This is a genomic window from Streptomyces sp. NBC_00726 (genome assembly GCF_045161735.1).
GTDB lineage: Bacteria > Actinomycetota > Actinomycetes > Streptomycetales > Streptomycetaceae > Streptomyces.
In genome coordinates, this window is record NZ_CP108983.1 from 2,447,963 (window position 1) to 2,468,857 (window position 20,895).

The 20,895-nt window shown below is 72.2% G+C and carries 17 protein-coding genes and 1 tRNA gene; 8 read left to right on the forward strand and 10 right to left on the reverse strand.

Annotation, left to right across the window (positions count from 1 at the left end):
- Nucleotides 1-55 precede the first annotated feature (55 nt).
- Complete coding sequence (locus tag OG338_RS10785) at nt 56-628, forward strand: TetR/AcrR family transcriptional regulator (RefSeq protein WP_405937108.1); 573 nt, start codon at nt 56-58, stop codon at nt 626-628.
- A gap of 4 nt (nt 629-632) precedes the next feature.
- Here OG338_RS10785 and OG338_RS10790 read toward each other — a convergent pair whose 3' ends face one another.
- Together OG338_RS10790 and OG338_RS10795 are read right to left on the reverse strand one after the other, a co-directional pair.
- On the reverse strand, nt 633-1,412 hold the full coding sequence (locus tag OG338_RS10790) for a GntR family transcriptional regulator (RefSeq protein ID WP_405937109.1): 780 nt from the start codon (nt 1,410-1,412) through the stop codon (nt 633-635).
- Nucleotides 1,409-1,951, reverse strand: a complete 543-nt coding sequence (locus OG338_RS10795) for a GntR family transcriptional regulator (protein WP_405937110.1) — start codon at nt 1,949-1,951, stop codon at nt 1,409-1,411. The genes OG338_RS10790 and OG338_RS10795 overlap by 4 nt, the downstream gene beginning before the upstream one ends.
- A 151-nt stretch (nt 1,952-2,102) precedes the next feature.
- Between OG338_RS10795 and OG338_RS10800 the strand changes: the two genes are divergently transcribed.
- On the forward strand, nt 2,103-2,336 hold the full coding sequence (locus OG338_RS10800; RefSeq protein ID WP_405937111.1) for an ATP-binding protein: 234 nt from the start codon (nt 2,103-2,105) through the stop codon (nt 2,334-2,336).
- A gap of 5 nt (nt 2,337-2,341) precedes the next feature.
- Here OG338_RS10800 and mfd read toward each other — a convergent pair whose 3' ends face one another.
- From mfd to OG338_RS10815, 3 genes are all read right to left on the reverse strand, one after another.
- Nucleotides 2,342-5,872 carry a transcription-repair coupling factor gene (gene mfd / locus OG338_RS10805; RefSeq protein WP_405937112.1) on the reverse strand — a complete coding sequence of 1,177 codons (3,531 nt, stop codon included), beginning with the start codon at nt 5,870-5,872 and terminating at the stop codon, nt 2,342-2,344.
- Nucleotides 5,873-6,185: 313 nt separating this feature from the next.
- Nucleotides 6,186-8,765, reverse strand: coding sequence for an ABC transporter permease (locus OG338_RS10810; RefSeq protein ID WP_405937113.1), 2,580 nt, complete (start codon nt 8,763-8,765; stop codon nt 6,186-6,188).
- Nucleotides 8,762-9,550, reverse strand: a complete 789-nt coding sequence (locus OG338_RS10815) for an ABC transporter ATP-binding protein (protein ID WP_405937114.1) — start codon at nt 9,548-9,550, stop codon at nt 8,762-8,764. Before OG338_RS10815 ends, OG338_RS10810 begins: the two co-directional genes overlap by 4 nt.
- Nucleotides 9,551-10,020: 470 nt before the next feature.
- On the opposite strand from OG338_RS10815, the gene OG338_RS10820 reads away from it, so the two are divergent.
- Both OG338_RS10820 and OG338_RS10825 read left to right on the forward strand, forming a co-directional pair.
- Nucleotides 10,021-10,677: a DUF433 domain-containing protein gene (locus tag OG338_RS10820; RefSeq protein WP_405937115.1), complete on the forward strand. Its 657-nt coding sequence runs from the start codon at nt 10,021-10,023 to the stop codon at nt 10,675-10,677.
- Nucleotides 10,667-11,053 carry a toxin-antitoxin system, toxin component, PIN family protein gene (locus OG338_RS10825; protein WP_405937116.1) on the forward strand — a complete coding sequence of 129 codons (387 nt, stop codon included), beginning with the start codon at nt 10,667-10,669 and terminating at the stop codon, nt 11,051-11,053. Before OG338_RS10820 ends, OG338_RS10825 begins: the two co-directional genes overlap by 11 nt.
- Before the next feature lie 71 nt (nt 11,054-11,124).
- Here OG338_RS10825 and OG338_RS10830 read toward each other — a convergent pair whose 3' ends face one another.
- Nucleotides 11,125-12,582 (reverse strand): MFS transporter, encoded by a 1,458-nt coding sequence (locus tag OG338_RS10830; protein ID WP_405937117.1) that lies wholly within the window; start codon nt 12,580-12,582, stop codon nt 11,125-11,127.
- A 150-nt stretch (nt 12,583-12,732) separates the two neighbouring features.
- Between OG338_RS10830 and OG338_RS10835 the strand changes: the two genes are divergently transcribed.
- Nucleotides 12,733-13,188, forward strand: a complete 456-nt coding sequence (locus OG338_RS10835) for a MarR family winged helix-turn-helix transcriptional regulator (protein ID WP_405937118.1) — start codon at nt 12,733-12,735, stop codon at nt 13,186-13,188.
- Between the two features lie 7 nt (nt 13,189-13,195).
- Here OG338_RS10835 and OG338_RS10840 read toward each other — a convergent pair whose 3' ends face one another.
- The 3 genes from OG338_RS10840 to OG338_RS10850 form a co-directional block, all read right to left on the reverse strand.
- Nucleotides 13,196-14,131: a cellulose-binding protein gene (locus tag OG338_RS10840; protein ID WP_405937119.1), complete on the reverse strand. Its 936-nt coding sequence runs from the start codon at nt 14,129-14,131 to the stop codon at nt 13,196-13,198.
- A gap of 196 nt (nt 14,132-14,327) precedes the next feature.
- Nucleotides 14,328-16,811: an SUKH-4 family immunity protein gene (locus OG338_RS10845; protein WP_405937120.1), complete on the reverse strand. Its 2,484-nt coding sequence runs from the start codon at nt 16,809-16,811 to the stop codon at nt 14,328-14,330.
- Between the two features lie 5 nt (nt 16,812-16,816).
- Nucleotides 16,817-17,794 carry an SMI1/KNR4 family protein gene (locus OG338_RS10850; protein WP_405937121.1) on the reverse strand — a complete coding sequence of 326 codons (978 nt, stop codon included), beginning with the start codon at nt 17,792-17,794 and terminating at the stop codon, nt 16,817-16,819.
- Nucleotides 17,795-18,098: 304 nt separating this feature from the next.
- Here OG338_RS10850 and OG338_RS10855 point away from each other — a divergent pair, with 304 nt between their 5' ends.
- Together OG338_RS10855 and OG338_RS10860 are read left to right on the forward strand one after the other, a co-directional pair.
- Complete coding sequence (locus tag OG338_RS10855) at nt 18,099-18,632, forward strand: YwqJ-related putative deaminase (RefSeq protein ID WP_405937122.1); 534 nt, start codon at nt 18,099-18,101, stop codon at nt 18,630-18,632.
- 8 nt (nt 18,633-18,640) lie between these two features.
- Nucleotides 18,641-19,165, forward strand: coding sequence for an SUKH-3 domain-containing protein (locus OG338_RS10860; RefSeq protein WP_405937123.1), 525 nt, complete (start codon nt 18,641-18,643; stop codon nt 19,163-19,165).
- 89 nt (nt 19,166-19,254) lie between these two features.
- Here the strand turns inward: OG338_RS10860 and OG338_RS10865 are convergent, their stop codons facing one another.
- On the reverse strand, nt 19,255-20,556 hold the full coding sequence (locus OG338_RS10865; RefSeq protein WP_405937124.1) for a sensor histidine kinase: 1,302 nt from the start codon (nt 20,554-20,556) through the stop codon (nt 19,255-19,257).
- Between the two features lie 169 nt (nt 20,557-20,725).
- On the opposite strand from OG338_RS10865, the gene OG338_RS10870 reads away from it, so the two are divergent.
- Nucleotides 20,726-20,797, forward strand: a tRNA-Gln gene (locus OG338_RS10870).
- Nucleotides 20,798-20,895: the final 98 nt, after the last annotated feature.

The following is a 20,895-nucleotide window of genomic DNA, read 5'->3' on the forward strand; positions in this document are numbered from 1 at the left end:
AGTGCGCGCCATTCGCGAACTTGTCAACGACTAGATCCCGCGTAACCTGCTATCCATGACCAGCGACCGCGCCTACCACCACGGCGACCTGCGGCGGGCCGTCCTCACCGCCGCCCTCGACGTCATCCGCACCGAGGGCCCCGCCGCGCTCAGCCTGCGCGACCTGGCCCGCCGGGCCGGCGTCTCCCACGCCGCCCCCGCCCACCACTTCAAGGACCGCACGGGCCTGCTCACCGCGATCGCCGCCGAGGGGTACGCCCTGTTCGCGGACGCCCTGGCGGCGGCCCCGGACCTCCAGGAGCGGGGCGTGGCGTACGTACGGTTCGCGCGGGCGCACCCGGCCCACTTCCAGGTGATGTTCCAGCCGGACCTCTACCGCACGGACGACCCGGACCTCCTGACGGCGAAGGCCCGCGCGACGACGGAACTGCGCGCAGGCGTCGCCGGCCTGCCCCCCACCGACGACCCCCGCCTCGCGGGCGTGGCCGCCTGGTCCCTCGCCCACGGCTTCGCCACGCTCCTGCTGAGCGGCAACCTGGACGACGCGATGGGCGACCGCGACCCGGAAGAGGTCTTCCGCTTGGTCGGCCGACTGCTGTTCAGCACGGGGGACGCACCCGCCCCATGAGGGCTTATTCGGCGGTGAACTCGTACTGCACCTCGTACAGGTGCCCCGCCTTCAGCATGACCGTGGCCTCGATGGGACGCTCGTCATCGCTGTAGACGACGCGCAGCGTACGCAGCACCGGCAGCCCGCCAGGCAGGCGGAGCGCCTGGTACTGCTCCTGGGTGGGCACGCGCGCGGACACACGGTCGACGCTGAGCCGCGGCGGGTACCCCAGCTCCGCGAGCAGCGTCGGGGTTCCACCCGGGATCTTGCGGCGAGCCGTCATCGGCGTACCGCTGACGATGTCCAGCGGGTAGTACGAGGCCACGAGTTCGGCGGGTTCGTCGTCGATCGCGAGCAACTGGCGCCGCAGCAGAGCCGGATCGCCCTCCGAAAGCCTCAGCGCCTCCGCAACATCCGCCGGTGGCTGGGCCTCGGCTACTTCGAGCAGGGTGCTGTGCGCCCGAGCGCCGCCCTTCGCCGCTTCGGTCAGCCATCGGTACGGTTCCCCCGCGCCCGCCGGGGCCATGGACGCAGCCGGGCGCACGGTCCGCTGGCGGTGCTTGCGGACGGTCACCGACGCGCCCGCTCTGCCGATCACCAGCTCCTCGTCCTTGAGTAGCTGCACCGCCTTCTGGACCGTCGCGTTCGAGGCGTCGAACCGCTCCTTGAGGTGGGCCGTCGAGGGCAGGTTCGCGCCGGGCGCGAGGTCTCCGCCCATGATCTGGTCCCTGAGATCGGCCGCGATCCGCTCATGCAGCGAACGGCGGTCGGCGGCGTCGGCTTCGGGTTTGGGCACGGTCATCCGATCCTGATCTCGTAGCGCAGCTTCTGGCGTCGCGGGGGCATGGCCATGACGTCGACCTGAATGGGCCGGTCCGCCTCGTCCAGGGTGAGCCGCGTCAGCTGGAGGACGGGGTCACCCTCCACCATCGCCAGCTGATCGGCCTCGGACCCGGTCGCCCGCCGCGCGGTCACCTCTTCACGTACGCGTACGCCGACGTGGCCCAGCTCCGCCAGGAGCCTGACCGCCCCACCGGGGATCTTGGCCGTACCGGCGAGGCCGGTGCCGCCCGCGATGCCCAGCGAGTAGTACGTGTCCGTCAACTCGCAGGGTTCGCCGTCGAGGTACATGATCCTGCGCCGGGCGACGACGTTCTCCCCGGCCGCCACCCCGAGCAGCTCCGCGACCACTTCCGGGGCCTGCACCTCGCCCGCCTGGACGATGCGCTGACTCCCCCGGCGCCCCTCGGTTGCAGCCTCCGCCGCCCAGGTGTCCCCCGGAGCGCCGGAGGACGCGGCGAGGTAGGGCGTCGACGTGCTGACCCATTCGTTACCGCCCATGCCTGTCTCCTCCGCGGCTCCCACCGACACGACACCCAGCGTGCCTGATGTCCCGGCGGGGACAGCTCAGTTGCCCCTCACACGAGACAGCCTCGCTGTCTTTCGCGAAGCAGTGAGACCGAGGGCGCAGGGCTGCGCGCTACTGCACGGCGTGCCACCCGGCCGGGAGTTCAGCGTCGTCCTCCACCGAGCCGAGGACCGGGTACGACTGGAGGTCCGCGACAGCGGGCCCGGTCAGCCGCGTGTCCAGCAGGTCGCTGACGACGCCTGCTCCGGGCGCGGGCTACACCTCGTGCGGGAACTCGCCGACGACTTCGGAGTCGATGACCACGTCGTCGGCAAGACCGTGTGGCTGGTCTTCAAGACCGCAGCCGCGTCCGGGTAGGCCGCTCACGACCCCAGAATCGTCGTAAGGAACTCCCCCGTCCAAGCCAGCAGTTCCCGTCCCACCACCGGCTTGCCGCCGATCTTGCCCGTCGTCGGGCGGGGGACCAGGATCTGGTGGACCGCCGGCTTGATGACCGTCTTCGGGTACAGCCGCTTCAGGCGGAGTTCCTGGGACTCGCGGAGTTCCACCGGGGCGAAGCGGATGTTCGGGCCCTGGAGGACGATGTCGCCGACGCCGCAGGCGCGGGCGAGCATGCGCAGGCCGGCTACCAGGAGGAGGTTTTCGACGGGCTCGGGGAGCTTGCCGTAGCGGTCGGTCAGTTCCTCGCGGACCGCCTTGATGTCGTCCTCCGAGGACGCCGAGGCGATCGCGCGGTACGCCTGGAGGCGCAGCCGCTCGCCGGGAGCGTAGTCGTGCGGGACGTGCGCGTCGACCGGGAGCTCGATCTTGACCTCCAGCGGCGGTTCCTCCTCGACCCCGCCTTCCAGGGACGCCCGGTAGTCGGCGACGGCCTCGCCCACCATGCGTACGTACAGGTCGAAGCCGACGCCCGCGATGTGGCCGGACTGCTCGCCGCCGAGGAGGTTGCCCGCGCCGCGGATCTCCAGGTCCTTCATGGCCACGTACATGCCCGCGCCCATCTCGGTGTGCTGGGCGATCGTCGCCAGGCGCTCGTGGGCGGTCTCGGTGAGCGGCTTCTCCGGGGGGTAGAGGAAGTACGCGTAGCCCCGGTCGCGGCCGCGGCCGACGCGGCCGCGCAGCTGGTGCAGCTGGGAGAGGCCGAAGTTGTCGCCGCGCTCCACGATCAGCGTGTTCGCGTTGGAGATGTCGATGCCGGACTCGACGATCGTCGTGGAGACCAGCACGTCGAACTTCTTCTCCCAGAAGTCCACCACGACCTGTTCCAGGGCCTGTTCGGACATCTGGCCGTGTGCCGTGGCGATCCGCGCCTCGGGCACGATCTCGCGCAGCCGCGCCGCCGCCCGGTCGATCGACTCGACCCGGTTGTGGATGTAGAACGCCTGGCCCTCACGCAGCAGTTCCCGCCGGATCGCGGCGCCGATCTGCTTCTCCTCGTACGGCCCGACGAAGGTCAGGACCGGGTGGCGCTCCTCGGGCGGGGTGGTGATGGTCGACATCTCGCGGATGCCGGTGACGGCCATTTCGAGCGTACGGGGGATGGGCGTCGCGGACATGGTCAGCACGTCCACGTTGGCGCGGAGCTTCTTCAGCTGCTCCTTGTGCTCGACGCCGAACCGCTGCTCCTCGTCCACGATGACGAGACCCAGGTCCTTGAACTTCGTCTCCGAGGAGAACAGGCGGTGAGTGCCGATCACCAGATCGACGGCACCGTCCTTCAGCCCCGCGAGCGTCGCCTTGGACTCCGCCTCGGACTGGAAGCGGCTCAGCGCGCGTACGTTGACGGGGAACTGGGAATAGCGCTCGGTGAATGTGCCGTAGTGCTGCTGCACGAGCAGCGTGGTGGGTACGAGGACGGCGACCTGCTTCCCGTCCTGCACCGCCTTGAACGCGGCGCGGACCGCGATCTCCGTCTTGCCGTACCCCACGTCGCCGCAGATCAACCGGTCCATCGGGACCGACTTCTCCATGTCCTCCTTGACCTCGGCGATCGTCGTCAGCTGGTCGGGCGTCTCCGCGTACGGGAACGCGTCCTCCAGCTCGCGCTGCCAGGGGGTGTCCGGGCCGAAGGTGTGGCCGGGGGCCGCCATCCGGGCCGAGTACAGCTTGATCAGGTCGGCGGCGATCTCCTTGACGGCCTTCTTGGCGCGCGCCTTCGTCTTCGTCCAGTCCGCGCCGCCGAGCCGGTGCAGGGTGGGGGCCTCGCCGCCGACGTACTTGGTGACCTGCTCCAGCTGGTCGGTCGGGATGTACAGCCGGTCGCCGGGCTGCCCGCGCTTGGCGGGGGCGTACTCGACCAGCAGGTATTCCCGCGTCGCCCCCTGCACCGTGCGCTGCACCATCTCGATGTAGCGGCCCACGCCGTGCTGCTCGTGCACGATGTAGTCGCCGGTCTCCAGCGTCAGCGGGTCGATCGTCTTGCGCCGCCGCACCGGCATCCGGCCCAGGTCCTTGGTGGCGGTGCGCTGCCCGGTGAGGTCGGTCTCCGTGAGCACGGCGAGCTTCAGGCCGGGGTGGACGAAGCCGTGGTCGATGGCCCCGCACGAGACGTGCACCACGGACGGGGAGATCGCGTCCAGGTCCGGGTCGAGTCGGGCCGCGATCCCCTCGCCGCCCAGCATCTCGACCGTACGCGAGGCGAGCCCCTGGCCCTCCGTGACGTACACCGTGCGCCAGCCGTCGGCCAGCCGGCCCTTCGTGTCGGCGAACGCCCGCGCGGTGTCGCCCCGGTACATCTCGGGCGCCTGCATGCCCAGCGCCAGCGTGTCGTCGTCCAGCTCGGCGTCGGCGGCGAACGGGGAGATCGACCACCACATCATGTCCAGCTCACGGGCCCGCTCGCGGACGTCCGCGATGCCCCGCAGCGAGGCCGCGCCGACGTCGATCGGGGCCTCGCCGCCGCCCGCCGAAGCCGCCCAGGACGCCTGGAGGAATTCCTGGCTGGTCGCGACCAGGTCCGCGGCCCGGGTCCGGACCCGCTCGGGGTCGCAGACGACGGCCATCGCGCCCTTGGGCAGCACGTCGAGCAGCAGCTCCATGTCGTCCACGAGGACCGGGGCGAGGGACTCCATGCCCTCCACCGCGATGCCCTCGGCGATCTTGTTGAGGAGTTCGCCCAGCTCCGGGTGGGCCTCGGCGAGCTCGGCGGCCCGCTCCCGCACCCCGTCCGTCAGCAGGAGCTCCCGGCAGGGCGGCGCCCACAGGCCGTGCTCGGCGACCTCCAGGGACCGCTGGTCGGCGATCTTGAAGTAGCGGATCTCCTCGACATCGTCGCCCCAGAACTCCACCCGGAGCGGGTGCTCCTCGGTGGGCGGGAACACATCGAGGATGCCGCCGCGCACCGCGAACTCGCCGCGCTTCTCGACCAGTTCGACCCGGGCGTACGCGGCTGCCGCCAGCGCCTCCACGGTCTCGCCGAGGTCGGCGCTCTGCCCGGTGCGCAGGGAGACGGGCTCCAGGTCCGCGAGCCCCTTGACCTGCGGCTGGAGCACGGACCGGATCGGCGCGACGACGACCGAGACCGGCCCGGTCTCCGGGTCGTCGGCGCGCGGATGCGCGAGGCGCCGCAGCACGGCGAGCCGGCGGCCCACGGTGTCGGAGCGGGGCGACAGGCGCTCGTGCGGCAGGGTCTCCCAGGACGGGAACTCCGCGATCGTGTCCGCCGGCAGCATGGTGCGCAGCGCCGCCGCCAGGTCCTCCGCCTCCCGGCCCGTCGCGGTGACCGCGAGGACGGTCCGCCCGGCGTCCCGGGCCAGCGCGGCCACGGCGAAGGGCCGGGAGGCGGGCGGGCCCACCAGGTCGATGTGCATCCGGTGACCGTCACCGGCGGCCTTCACCGCTTCGTCGAGCGCCGGATCACGTACGACGACATCCAGCAGACCGTTCAGGCTCATGAAGGGCTTCCGTCCGGGTGAGAAGAAGGGCCGCTGACAGCCGGCTGCCGCCAGGGCACGCTGCCCCGGGGGCAACGCGAAGGGCCCGACACGTGCCGGGGGTGGTCCCTGGGCCGGGCCGGATCAGGGGGCACCCCCCGGAGGGCCGGGGGTTACTAGCGTACGACCCGGGGAAGGGCGCTGCTGCGCGACGGGGGCTCGCAAGCCACACGCGTACCGCGTACGAAGGGTCCGTAAACCCGCACGCGTACCGCACACGACCGGCCCCGGCCCGCTCCGAGGAGCGGGCCGGGGCCGGTCGTGTCAGTGACTCTCACCCGTCCGTGGCGATCGCGTTCAGGACGTTCATCCGGCCCGCCCGGAAGGCCGGGACCAGAGCGGCGAACAGTCCGACGAAGGCGGAGGCGACGAACACCGTGATGATGGTCGGCCACGGGATCTCCAGGACACCCATGCCCTCCAGGGCCAGCAGTTGCTGGGCCGAGGTGCCCCAGCCCATGCCCAGGCCGAGGCCGAGCAGCGCGCCGAAGAGGGCGATGACGACGGACTCCAGCCGGATCATGCGGCGCAGCTGGCGGCGGGAGAGGCCGATGGCGCGCATCAGGCCGATCTCGCGGGTCCGCTCGACCACCGACAGGGCCAGGGTGTTCACCACACCGAGCACCGCGACGATGATCGCCAGGGCGAGCAGGCCGTACACGACGTTCAGAAGCTGGCCGATCTGGTCCTTCAGGGCCTCCTTGAAGTCGGCCTGATTCCGCACCTTGTACTGGGGGTACTTCGCGACCGAGCTCTTCAGCGCCGCGTACGCCGAGTCCTCCTGGCCGTCCTTCGCCTTGGCGAACATGATCATGTTCTGGGGCATCTTGTCGGCGGGGACGTACCGCTGGGCGGTCGAGGTGTTCAGGTACATCGCGCCCTGGTCGAGGCTGGTGTCGTCCGAGGTGATCGCGGCGACCTTGAGCTTCGCCTGTCCGCCCGCCTCGAACGCGACGGTGATCGTGTCACCGACCTTGATGTGGTGCGCGGTGGCGTAGTCCTCGCCGACCGACATGGCGTCCTTGCCGTACGCCTTGTCCAGGTCGCCGGACAGGACCTCGCGGCGCACGTCCTGCGCGTAGGTCGGGTCGGCCGCCGTCAGGTGCTCGTCCTTCGTCGTGCCGTCCGGGTTGGTCAGCTTCGCGCCGAGGACCTTGTAGTGCGTGAGGTGCTCGATGCCCTCGGCGGAGGCCAGCGCCTCGGCGGCCTGCGGGACGATCAGCTGGCCGTTGCCCGACTGCACGATGAAGTCCGCGCCCACCGACTTGTCCAGCTCGTCGGTGGCCGAGGCGACCATGGACGAGCCGACCACGGAGAGGCAGGCCACCAGGGCGAGGCCGATCATCAGGGCCGCGCCGGTGGCGCCGGTGCGGCGCGGGTTGCGCAGCGCGTTGCGCTCGGCGAGCCGGCCGACGGGTCCGAAGAACCTCAGCAGGACGGCGCTCAGCGCCCGTACGACGACTCCGGCGAGCAGCGGGCCGATCACGATGAAGCCGACGAGGGTGAGCAGGACGCCCAGGCCGAGGAGGCCGGAGCCGTCGCTCGCCTTGTCCGCCCGCGTCGTCGCCCACAGGGCGGCGGCGCCGGCGCCGGTGACGACGAGGCCGAGGCCCGCCCGGATCCAGCCGGACTTGGCGTCCGCCGGGGTGCCGGCGTCGCGCAGGGCGGCCATCGGGGAGACCTTGCCGGCCCGGCGGGCCGGGATGTAGGCGGCGAGGACGGTGACGATGATGCCGAGCGCGAGCCCGGTGACCGGGGTCGTCCAGGCGATGGTCAGGTCCTCGGTGGACAGCTCCATGCCGATGGCGCCCATGACCTTCATCAGCCCGACGGCGAGTCCGACGCCGGCGCCGACGCCGAGGACGGAGCCGACGATGCCCAGGAGCACCGCCTCCAGCAGCACCGAGCGGTTGACCTGCTCGCGGCTGGAACCGATGGCCCGCATCAGGCCGATCTCGCGGGTGCGCTGGGCGACCAGCATCGAGAAGGTGTTGACGATGAGGAAGATGCCGACGAGGAAGGCGATCCCGGCGAAGCCGAGCATCGCGTACTTCATGACGTCGAGGAACGACCCCATGGAGTCCTTGTTCTCGGCGGCGGCCTCGTCCTGCGTCTGGATCTTGTACGCGCCGGAGCCGGCGAGCGCCTGGGCCACGTTCCGCTTCAGCCGGCTGTCGCTGACGCCCTGTTCGGCGGTGATGGAGAGGTGCGAGAAGACGTCGGGGGCGCCGAGCAGCGTGCGCTGGGCGGTGGCGGTGTCGAGGTAGACGATGGCCGCGCCCGGGTTGGTCACCTTGAAGGCGACGATGCCGGTGATCTTCCCCTTGAGGTCGCCGGTGGCCGCGATGGTGCGCAGCTCGTCGCCGATCTTCAGGTGGTGCTTGTCGGCGGTGTCGGCGTCGACCATGATCTCGGTCGGGCCGCGCGGGGCGTGGCCGGAGGTGATCTCCATGGACCGCAGGTCGTTCCGGGTCCAGTTGGCGGCGATGGTGGGGGCGCCGGTCTCGGAGCCCATGTTCTTGTCGTGGCTGTCGACCACGGTGACGGAGGAGCTGGAGACGCCGCCCTCGGCCTTCTTCACCCCGTCGGCCTTGGCGGCCTTGGCGAGGACGGAGGCGGGCAGCGACTCCGGCTTCCCGTTCTCCGGGATGTCGTCCACCTTCGCCTTCTTCGGGCTGACGGTGACGTCGGCGGAGGTGGCGGCGAAGAGCTTGTCGAACGTGGTGTTCATGGTGTCGGTGAAGACGAGCGTCCCGCAGACGAACGCCACCGAGAGCAGGACGGCGACGGCGGAGAGCGCCATGCGTCCCTTGTGCGCGAAGAAGTTGCGCATCGAGGTCTTCCAGACGGTCATGACGTCCGCCCGCGCGCGTCGAAGTCCTTCATGCGGTCCAGCACCTGGTCGGCGGTGGGGTTGTGCATCTCGTCGACGATGCGCCCGTCGGCGAGGTAGAGCACCCGGTCCGCGTAGGAGGCGGCGACCGGGTCGTGGGTGACCATGACGATGGTCTGGCCCAGCTCGTCCACGGACCTGCGCAGGAAGCTCAGGACCTCGGCGCCGGCCCGGGAGTCCAGATTTCCGGTCGGCTCGTCGCCGAAGATGATCTCCGGCTTGGCGGCGAGGGCCCGCGCCACGGCGACGCGCTGCTGCTGGCCGCCGGAGAGCTGGGTCGGCCGGTGCTTGAGCCGGCCGGCCAGGCCGACGGTCTCCACGACCTGGTTGAGCCAGGCGGTGTCGGGCTTGCGGCCCGCGATGTCCATCGGCAGCGTGATGTTCTCCAGCGCGTTCAGCGTCGGCAGCAGGTTGAACGCCTGGAAGATGAACCCGATGCGGTCGCGCCGGAGCTGGGTGAGCTTCTTGTCCTTGAGCCCGGTGATCTCGGTGTCGGCGACGTGGATCTGACCCGACGTCACGGTGTCGAGCCCGGCCAGGCAGTGCATCAGCGTCGACTTGCCGGAGCCGGACGGGCCCATGATCGCGGTGAACTGCCCGCGGGCGATGTCCACGTCGACGTGGTCGAGCGCGACGACCCGGGTCTCTCCGGTCCCGTACGCCTTGACGACCTGCCGCGCCCGCGCAGCCACGGCCGTACGCCCTCCAGTGCCCCCGTGCCTGGGAATGGTTACAGCCGTTGCCACGGTTTTCTCCTATGTCGGTCGGCGACGCGTCGTCCCCGTCTGCTGTGAAGTCTGCTGCGGGGAGGGGGTCCGGCGCGCTGGTGCCCAGCGCAGTCTTCCGGTGGGGTTTTCCCCACCCCACTCCCTGCGGCCCGCCCTTTCGGCGGTGCGTGTTCCGGTACGTCTTCGGTGCGCGTTCCGGAACGTCCGCGGTACGACAACCACGCTACGGAGAGACCCCGCCCCCGCACGTCCTCCACCGGGAGGAACGACCCCTGGCCCGCAGTAAGGAGCTCCCCCTAGGGGGCTGGACCCCCGGGTGGACCCGAGTCTCAGGGACTGCACCCAGGGGTCCACGCCCCGGGGCGGAGGTCGCCATACGCCCGGGTCGTCTGCGGTACGTTTCCCACGCACAACCCAGCCGGTATGCCTGGGCTCAAAAACGGGAAGGCATCTGTGCCCATTCAAGCCGGGGCAGGGAGAGGTGACTTATGGTCGACAGATTCACGGACGGGATTCTGACGCCCACCGAGGCGTCCTCCCACTTGCAGATCCCGCACTCGACCCTCACCGACTGGCTGAACCACAAGGCGGCCGGAGCACCACTGGTGCATGCGGTCGCTCCTGGGCACAAGGGCCAGCCCACGGTGCCGTTCATCGCGGTGGCGGAAGCCCACGTCCTGCGGTCGCTCCGCACACTCGGGTTCCGGATGAGCGAGATCAGGGATGCGGCGGCCGCCGTACGACGAGCCTTCGAGACCCCGTACGGCCTGGTTTCGAAGCGCATCGCGACGGACGGCGTGGACATCTTCGTCGAGCACGGTCTCGGCGACCTCCGCCGAGCGAAGGACGGTCAGGCGCCGATTCACGAGGTGGTGGCCGACTACCTCCGCTACTTCACCTGGGGCACGGACGACGAATTCCCCTGGAGTCTCCGGCTCAGGCAGTACGGCGACGCCGTCCCGGTCGTGATCGACCCCCGCTTCGGACACGGCCTACCCGTAGTGGAAGCGAACCACGTCTCCGTCAAGGCCATCACCGACCTGTGGGACGCCGGCGATTCGTTCGAGGACATCGCCTACGACTTCGACATGACCCCGGAGCAGGTGCACACCCTCTGCGAGGCCGTGGTGCACCTTGCGGCCTGAATTCTTTCTCGACAGGAATTTCGGGCGTCGTGTCGCCGAGGAGCTACAGGTCCGGGGGTGGGTCGTCCACCGGATCGCGGATGTCTTCCCCGAGGACGGACAGCGCATCCCGGACGAGGAGTGGATCAGCCACGGGCTGGACCGTCTGTGGGTCCCGTTGACGAAGGACGGCCGTATCAAGACACGTGACCGGGAGATCCGGCCCGTTCTGCAACGGGCAGCCGTCCTCTTCTACCTGGACAACCAGCAACTGCGAAGCAGCGAGATGGTGCAACGCCTGGACAGTCATCGCTCCGCCATCTACGAAGCCGTCGAGAAGGGCGGGCCCGCCGCTTACGCGGTCCGGCAGCACGGCGTGGAGAAGACCTGGCCGTAACCGGCCCCGGACAGGCCGAATGGCACGGGGCGGCCGCTTCGCAGCCGGCCGCCCCATGGATGTGACCCTGTTCAGCTCTTGGCCGCAGCCGTCTCCGGGGCGGCCGGGGTGTCCGGCTTGTCCGGGGACGTGGCGGAGGCCCGTACCGCCGGGATGAAGGCGGAGATCGCGACCGCGATCAGGGCGACTCCGCAGCCGAAGATCAGGCCCGTGCGGAAGCCGGACTCGGAGGTGAAGGTGTAGCCGCCGGCCTCGGTGGTCATCTGGGCGAGGACGGCGCCGATCACGGCGGCGCCGACCGAGGTGCCGAGGGCGCGCATGAGGGTGTTGAAGCCGTTGGCGGCGGCGGTCTCGGAGGCCGGGACGGCGCTCATGATGAGGGCGGGCATCGCCCCGTACGCGAGGCCGACGCCGCTGCTGCTGACCATGAGGAACAGCATGAGGCCCCAGGCGGAGCCCATCAGCAGGATGCCCAGGCCGTAGGCGGCGGCGATGACGAGGACGCCGCAGATCAGGGTGAACTTGGGGCCGCGGGCGTCGGTGAGCTTTCCGCCGAACGGGGAGACGATCATCATCATGATGCCGCCGGGGGCCATCCACAGGCCGGCCTGGAGCATCGTCTGGCCGAGCCCGTAGCCGGTGGCCTCGGGGAACTGGAGCAGCTGAGGCGCGATCAGCATCCCGGCGTACATGCCGAAGCCGACGAAGAGCGACGCGACGTTGGTGATGAGCACCCGGGGGCGGGCGGTGGTACGCAGGTCCACCAGCGGGTCCGTGGTGCGCAGCTCCCAGAGGCCCCAGGCGAGGAGGATCACCACGGCGGCGGCGAACAGGCCGACCGTCGTCGTGGAGGCCCAGCCCCAGTCCGCGCCCTTCGAGACCGCGAGGAGCAGGCAGACCAGGCCGGCTGCCAGGCCCAGCGCGCCGGGCACGTCGAAGCGCTGCCCCTTGGCGCCCGCCGGGACGTCCGGGATCAGGGCCCAGATCAGCGCGCAGATCGCGGCGGCCAGCACGGCCGAGCCCCAGAACAGCACGCGCCAGCTGGCGTACTGCGCGACCGCCGAGGCGATCGGCAGGCCGAGCGCGCCGCCGATCCCGAGCGAGGCGCTGACCAGCGCGATGGACGAGCTCATCTTCTCCGGCGGCACCACGTCGCGCAGCAGCGCGATCCCGAGCGGGACCATGCCCATGCCCATGCCCTGGAGCCCGCGCCCGACGATCATCGGGACGACGGAGGACGAGAGCGCGCAGACCACCGAGCCGGCGATCAGCGGCACCGAACAGGCGAGCAGCATCCGCCGCTTGCCGAGCAGGTCGCCGAGCCGGCCGGACACCGGCACGCACACCGCGGAGACCAGCAGGGTCACGGTGATGACCCAGGCCGCGTTGGAGGACGAGGTGTCCAGGATCTTGGGCAGTTCCGCGATGAGGGGCGTGACCAGCGTCTGCATGACCGCTGCCACGGTGCCGGCGAAGGCCAGGGTGGCGACGACCGCGCCTGTCCGTGCCGACGGCTGGGGGGCATCCATGAGGGGGACTCCTAGGGGCATGGTCCCGCCTGCCGGGACAGCGACATGCATCGTACATGCCCAATGTGTCATACACATTATGTGCCACGTACACACTGCATGCGAGAATGGGCCGCAGCTCACCAGCAGCAGAAGCAGGAGGCCGTCGCCATGCCCAGGCCCACGGAAGAGGTGGAGTACGAGCAGATGCTGCTCGGCCGCCACAGCCTCGCCGACCACCGCGGCGGACGCCACAAGTACGCCCTGCTCGACCGGAGCGCGTACATCCTGCTGAGCCGGCTCCGCGTCCAGGGCCCCATGTCCAACGGCGAACTCAGCGACGCCTTCGGCCTCGACGCCTCCACCCTCAACCGTCAGACCGCCGCCGTCGCCCGCGCCGGGCTCGCCGAACGCATCCCGGACCCCGCCGGCGGCATGGCCCGCAAATTCCGCATCACCGACGAGGGCACCCGGCTCCTGGACGCGGAACGCGAACGCGTCGTGCGCTCCCTCGACCAGGTCATGCACGACTGGCCCGACGAGGACATCGCGGCCTTCGCCGGCTACCTCAAACGCTTCAACAGCAGCATCGAAGAGCTCTCACGCCGCCCCTGGCCCCGGCCCTGAGCAACCGTCAGCCCCGGGCCCGCTCCCGCGAGGGCTCCGGCGCGCGCTCCGGCTCCGCCGCCGGGGACCCCCGCCCCGTCAGCGCCGCGAGCGAACTGCGTACGTGCGCCATATGGGCCTGGACCTCCTCGCGCCCCTCCTCGTGCTCCCGCAGGACGCGCTCGGTCTCGCGCACCACCCGCTCCTCGCGCACCCGCGCCCGCGCGATCAGCTCGGCCGCCCGCGCCTCCGCGTCCTCCCGGCCGTGCCGCGCGGCCTCCTCCGCCTCCGCCCGGGCCCGGCGCGCGGCAGCCAGCCCCGCCTCCGCGCCCTCCATCAGCCCGGCGTGCTCCGCCGCCTGCGCCGCCTCGGCGTCCGCGAGCTCCCGGTCCGCCGCCTTCCGCCGCTCGGCGTGCTCCTGCTCCTGGTGCGCCAGCACACTCGCGGTACGGCTACGGGTCGCGGTCATCGCGGACTCCGCCTCCTCGCGCAGCCCCGCCGCCTCCGCGCGCGCCGCCTCCAGCACCTCACCGGCCGCCGAATCCGCCGCCCCCACCAGCTCACCGGCCGCGCTCTCCGCCGCCGCCCGGACCGCCGCCGCCTCCGTGCGCGCCGCGTCCCGCAGGGCCCGGGCCGCCGCATCCGCCTCGTCCCGGACCGCCCGCACCTCCTCCCGCGCCGCACCCAGAAGCGCCCCGGCCTCCTCCTCCGCCAGCGCCAGAATCCGCTGCGCCCGCTCCCCCAGCGGCCCGTAGTCCGGCGGGGCCAGCCGCGCCACGGCCTCGTCGAGCCGGGCCGACTCCGCCGCCAGCTCCTCCGCGCGCTCCGTCAGCCGGGCCACCCGCGCCACGGCCTCGTCACGCTCCGCGGACAGGGCCGCCACCGTACGGTCCACCTGCTCCGGGCGGTACCCACGGCCCCGTACACCGACGAACCCGTACGCGGACCCCGGTGCAGAACTCATCCCTGACGCCTCTTTCCGATCATCCCGGCTGCGCTGCTCCGGCCATCGAGCATTACGTCAAGGATGCGGCAATTGGCCGGGAAGTCTGAATCGATGCGGCGCTTTCCGGACGGAAGCGACCGGCATCACATACGGGAAAGGCGTGATGCCCGGCCCCACAAAGGGACCGGGCACCACGCCTCCGCCTGCGGAACGGTCAGATCAGCCCGTCCCACATCTGTTCCAGCAGCACCGACCACCAGCTCTCCGGCGACGCCAGCGCCGCCGCGTCCAGCGCCACCAGCTGCGCCTGGAAGTCCACCGTCCAGCGGCCCGCCTGCTCCGGATTCAGCCCGTACCGCAGCCGCCACATCCGGCCCAGCAGCGCCATGCACCGCACGAACTCCGGCAGCCCCGTGTTCACGAACTGCGGCGGCACCGGCGCACCACCCGGACCCGCCTCCACCGGCACCGCCACGATGTGCGCGGTGCCGTACTGGACGCAGACCGCCCGGCCGAAGTCCGAACCCATCACCAGATACGACCCCGCGTCCGACGCGGGCTGCACCTGCCGCTGGGCCGCCAGCTCCGCCAGCGTCGGCACCACCGGCTGACCCGGCTGCGCCCAGAAGAACGGCCCGAAGTCGGCGGGCAGCCCCGCCCACACCAGCGTCCGCGCCACGACCTCCGGCACGCCCTGACGGGACACCGCGCGCTGGTCGAAGCGGAGGACACCCTGCGGACCGAAGGTCTGCATCATCTCCTCGGCCAGCGCCTCCGGCGGCACCGGCGGCGCGGGCTGCATCTGCGGCAGCGGCGCCCGCACCGGCGCGGGCCGCGCGGGCCCGTCCGCCACCTGGTGCAGCTCACCCTGGTGCGTCAGCAGATGCTGCATGCCCTGCTGCCGGCTCGCATGGTCCGTGCCGTACGGGGCGACGGAGGTGATCCGCACCTGCGGCCAGGTCTCCCGGATCATCCGGGCGCAGTAGCCGCCGGGCAGCTCACAGGACTCAAGCTCCGTGTGCAGCTCGATGACCTGCTGCGGCGGTACGTTCATCGCCCGCAGCTCGTGCAGCATCTGCCACTCCGGGTGCGGCGTGCCCGGCGCCGAGCGGCGGATCAGCTGCTGCTCACTGCCGTCCGGCGCCCGGAAGCGCAGCACCGCCTGATAGCCCGGACCCACGGTCGGCTGACCGGCCGGCGCCTGCGGATAGCCGTACGCGGGCGGCGCACCCACCGGCGCACCGGGCGGACCCGGCGGCTGCGGCGCGCCCGGACCGGCCTGCGCCGGCCCCGCGAGCATCGTCGCCGCGTGATGCACCCCGCCCGGACCGGGCGGCGGCGTCGCCCCCGGCGGCGGAGGCGGCTGCTGCCCACCGGGCGCACCCGGGACTCCGGGCGGACCGGGCGGCTGCGGCGCACCCGGCACACCCGGCGGGCCGGGCGGCTGCGGGACGCCCGCGCCGGCCGACGCGTTCGGGTCGGCGAACATCGTGGCCGCCTGGTGCACCCCGCCACCGGCGGACGGCGGCGTCGGCGGACCGGGCGGCTGCGGGGCGCCGGGCGGACCCAGCTGGGAGACCAGCTGCGTCGGCACATAGCCGCCCGCGGGCGCGCCGGGCGCACCCGGGCCCGAGGGCGGCGGCACCGGGGCACCCGGCCGGGCACCCGGGGTGCCGGGGGCACCGGGCGGCGGCGGAGGCGTGCTCCCGCGCGGGGTGCGCGGCGCGATGGCCGCCTTGCTCGTCGCGGCGTCGGCGATGTCCCCGGGCCCGCCGGGCGGACCGGGCGGCGGGGTGCGCTGAGCGGGGGGCGGCGGCGTGTGCTGGGCCGGCGGAGGCGTGTGCTGGACCGGGGGCGGCGTGTGCTGACCCGGGGGCGGCGGACCGGGCACGGCGGTCCCCGGCACGGGCGGACCCGGCACCGGCGGACCCACCGGCGGGCGCTCGCCGCCCAGGCTCGGCGCGATCGCGGTCTTCGGCAGCGCGCTGCCACCCGACATCAGCGCCGTCGGCGCGTCCGCCGGAACGACCGGAGGCAGCTCCTCCTCGTCGTCGGCACCCGACAGCGGCGGCGCGAACACCGTCGCCGGAAGCGCCACCTCCGCATCGTCCGAGTCCGCGTTCACATCGGTACCCGCCCACGGCGTGGCCCCCACGGGCGGCTGGAGCGAGGACGCCGGTACGCCGTCCGAAGCGGTCGGCTCGTACGCCACCGAACCGCCCTGCGAAGGCGCCGAGGGCGACGGGATCGGGGCCGGCGGCGGAAAGGACGACGGGGCCCGGGGCGCGGGCGGCGGGGTCTCGTCCCGCTCCGCACGCCGGTCCGGGATGCCCAGCTTGTCCGCCGCCTCCTGGAGCCATTCCGGCGGACTCAGCAGGAACGACGTCTGATTCAGGTCCACCCGCTCGGGCGGCGCCGGAGCGGCCGGCTCCTCCTCCTGCGAGCCGTACTCCTCCTCGTACCGCCGGATCACCTCACCGACCGGCAGCCCGGGCCACAGCGTCGCCTCCCCGCTGTCCCGCGCGATCACCAGCCGCTGCCGGCCGCCGTCGGAGACCGGTCCGTCCGGACGGTCCTCGGCCCACACCACGAATCCGAGTTCGAATTCACGTACACGCACCTCACGATGCTGGTACGCCGGAACGTCGCCGTTCACCCACTCCTCGGCGCGTTCCTGCGCCTGAGCGAAGGTCACCATCGCGCTCACCCCTCCACCGGGACGGCCTGCGCGAAGCCACCGTCCACCATCAGGTTCGCCACCGTCTCCAGCTCCGGCGGATTGCCCGCCAGCCGCTGGAGGAACGCGTCGAAGTCCTCACCGCACGGCAGCAGCAGCCGGTCCACCCGCTCCTGCACCGTCCAGCCGTCACGGTCCCGGGCATCGTCGTACGCGCAGAACCACACCGAACCCAGAGCCTCGCCGCGCACCTTCACCGCGAGCAGACCGCCCTGCACGAAGGCCACCCCGAGGTAGTCCTTCGTCAGGTGATCGCGCAAGCACTTGTTCACGTACACCAGGTCGTTCACGGCGGCCTCCTCGCGCACCGTGAAGAATGGCTGATCGATCAGGAGCCCCAGCTCCGCGTCGAGCGCCGTGCCCACCGGGGCCGAGCCGCCCGCCGCCTTCAGGAACGAACGGTACGCACCCGGCAGCCGGTAACCGAGGTCCTCCTCGACACCCAGGATCTGCTGCTCGGTCACCGCCACGGCGCCCTTCGGCAGCCGGAAGTGCGCGGGGCGCGTCTCCTGGAGCGGGCGCGTGCCCCGCTTCTCCTGGTCGACCTCCGTGGCCGCCAGCCCGCCGTGATGGCGCAGCAGCGCCTTCACCTCCACCGGGATCAGCTCCATCCGGCGGCCGCCCGGCACGTGGTGCCAGGTCCAGCCGTGCGGCGTCGCGACCGGCGGGATCGTGTCCCACAGCTCGTGCCCGGCCTCGGCCAGCGCCGCGTTCGCGGACACGTAGTCCGTGAGCCGCAGCTCGTCCACACCGAAACCCTGCGGAGGCTCCGCGATCTCCGCCGCGGCACGCGCGTACGGCGAGAAGTCCGGGCTGCCGTCCTCGTCCATCCGCACCCCTCTGGGGTGCCGGGACGCCCGGACCGGGTCCGGGAAATGCACGAGCTGCCCGGCGTAGGCCGCGTTCGGTGGCGCGGCTTGCTGCCCGAGCCGACCTGTCGTCATGGCGGTTGCCCCCTGCTGCGTCTGGCTGATGAGGACCGACCTGCCCAGGAGGCGGTCCAGGCACAGCCTAAGCGGTGTCACCCGTACGGGGACCGGCCCCGCCATCCCCAGGGGGCAACCGTCACCAAACGTCACAACCGCGTGACGGACGAGCGACGGGAGCGCCACCGAACCGCGACACGCAGACACGTTTCCGCGACCCAGCTTTCACAGGACCCGACACATTTGGCAGGCTGTCACCCGCATACACGGGGGCGTGCACACCAAGCAGCGGCCGCTGCGGGCACGGGAGGGACACAGCACCATGCACACCGCACACTCTGCACAGACCGTCACCACCGGGGACCCACGACTCAGCTGGAGCAGCGCCGAGAAGGGCCCCGCGCCCCGGCTCGGCCAGCGCCGCGACGGCATCCTGCCCGCCGTCGCCGCCGCCCTGTCCGTACGGGGCGAAACACTCACCTGCACCGCCGGCAAGGGCGACCAGCCACCGGTCCTGCACCACCTCGTCCAGGACTTCCTGGACACCCTCCCCAGCGCGCAGCGCGAACGGTTCACCGGCCGCTGCCCCGAGGCCATACTCCTCTCCCGGCACCTCACCGCCGCCGAGGCCGGGCGCTCCAAGCGCGCCCAGCGCAAGCCCCTCACCAACGGCGAGGCCCGCCGCGCCCTCAAGCACGCCCGGCTCACCGCCCGCCGCATCCGCGAGGACGGCGACCCGCTGCACGGCAGTTACGCGGCACCCTGCCGCTCCTGCGCCGTCATGCTCGCCCACTTCGGCGTACGCCCGGTCGACCTCACCGCGAGCGGCGCGGCCACCACCGCAGAGAAGAGCTGACCGCGTCCATGCACGACCGAACCGACCTGCCCCGGCAGACCGGCCCCGACCGCCAGTCCGCCACCCGCTTCCCCGTCGCCGTCGACGCCGCCCTGCGGTCCGCCGGCTGGGCGCCCGGCCGCTGGGACATCCGCCAGGCCGAGGAATGGGCCGACGCCCTGCGCTCGCACGCCTCGCCCGCCGGACATCAGCACGCCGTCTTCCCGGCGGCGGTCGAGGCATGGGCCGAATTCGGCGGCCTGCGCATCACCGCGACCGCGCCGGGCCGCCAGATCGCGCCGCCCGCCGTCCGCATCGACCCGCTGAGCGGGCTGCATCTCGCCCGCACCCTGGGCGACCTCGGCCGCGCACTGGCGACCGAGGTCGCACCGCTCGGCGAGGAGGGGGACGGCCAGGCCGTCCTGGCGATCGACCTGGCCGGGCGGGTGTACTCCATCGACCACACCGGGGACTGGTATCTCGGCCAGGACATCGACACGGCCCTGGCGACGCTGGTGACGGGCTTGCAGCCGGAACGGCTCGTTTCGGGCTGAGCCGGGGGCCCTCGGGCGCGCGGGCTCCGTCCTCAAACGCCGGACGGGCTTGAAATGCCCCCACCGGCGAGCTGGGAAGCGCCGGGGGTTCAGGCGCCGTTCTCGTCCGGCAGGACCGCCGACACGCGGAAGCCGCCCGCGTCCGTCGGGCCCGAGACGAAGACGCCGCCCAGGGCGAGGACGCGTTCCCGCATGCCGACCAGGCCGTTGCCGCCACTGGGCAGACCCGCGTCCGCCGTCGACGCGTCCGTCGGACCGTTCTCGACCTGCATGGCGACCTCGGCGCCCCGGTGCGCCAGCCGCACCCACGTCTTCGCACCCGCCGCGTGCTTGTGGACGTTGGTCAGGGCCTCCTGCACCACGCGGTACGCGGTCTGCTCGACCTCGGGCGCGTACGCGCGGGCGGAGCCCTCGACCGACAGCTCGACGGTCATGCCGGCGGCGCGCGACTGGCCGACCAGGGCCTCCATCTCGTCCAGCCGGGGTCCGTCCTCCGCCGCGGCCTGGGCCGCCCGGCCCACGGAGGCCAGCGGCACCTGCTCGACCCGGGCGGGCGCCGGATCACCGGTGCGCAGCACACCCAGCATCTCGCGCAGCTCGGTGAGCGCCTGGCGCCCCATGTCGCCGACGAGGGCCGCGTTGCGCACGGCCTTCGCCGGGTCCTTGGGCGCCACGGCCTGGAGCGCCGCCGCGTGCACGACCATCAGGCTCACCCGGTGGGCGACCACGTCGTGCATCTCGCGGGCGATCCGGGTCCGCTCCTCCGTACGGGCCCACTCGGCCCGCTCCTCGGCCCGGTCCGCGAGCAGCGACAGCTCCCGCTCCAGGGAGTCCGCGCGCTCCCGCAGGCTCTCCATCAGCCGGCGCCGGGCCCCTATGTACAGCCCGAACAGGACCGGCGGGGCGGTCAGCCCGACGGCCATGAAGAGGGACAGCATGGGCACGTACGCGTCGCCGGGCCCGAAGTCGGCGTTCTCGTTCACGCCCTGGCGGAGCCGTACGTACGTCACGATGAACGTCCCCACCAGGGACATGCTCATCAGCACCGCGGTGATCCGCCGGGGCACCTCGGACGCGGCCAGTGTGTACAGCCCGACGAGGCCCATCAGGAAGCCCATCTCGGCGGGCGTCGTCGCGATCGAGACCAGCACCACGGCGATCGGCCACCGCCGCCGCACCAGCAGCACGGCCCCCGCGATCAGCCCGAACACCACCCCGAAGGGCACCGGAAGCCCGGAGTCCCCCGCGAAGTCCACCCCTTCCAGCCCGCACTCCAGCGCCGAAACGAGCGCGAGCCCCACATCCAGCGCGACACTCCGCCGCCGCTCCCACCACCAGTAGCCACGGGTGGTCGGACCCGCCGCTTCCCGGTCTTCCCCCGTTGCGGTCATGGCATCCAGCGTACGGGCGCCCGCATCCCATTTTCGGGTGGCCTGCACAGCACGTCGTACGTTCCACCGCGGGCAACCGCATCCTCGTCGCATACAAGGGGCTTGGTACGGCATAGTGTTGGGTGCCGATCCGGCGATCCGGACCAATGTCCGTTTGGCTCGGGTTTGTTCCCCCGTGGTGTAATTGGCAGCACTGTGGCTTTTGGTGCCATCTGTCCGGGTTCGAGTCCTGGCGGGGGAGCCTGGCTTCGCGGGCCCCGACCACTCCGGTCGGGGCCCGCGCCCATGTCCGGTCCGGCACCCCCCGGTATCCTGCGGATGTCCACCACCCGAAGCCGA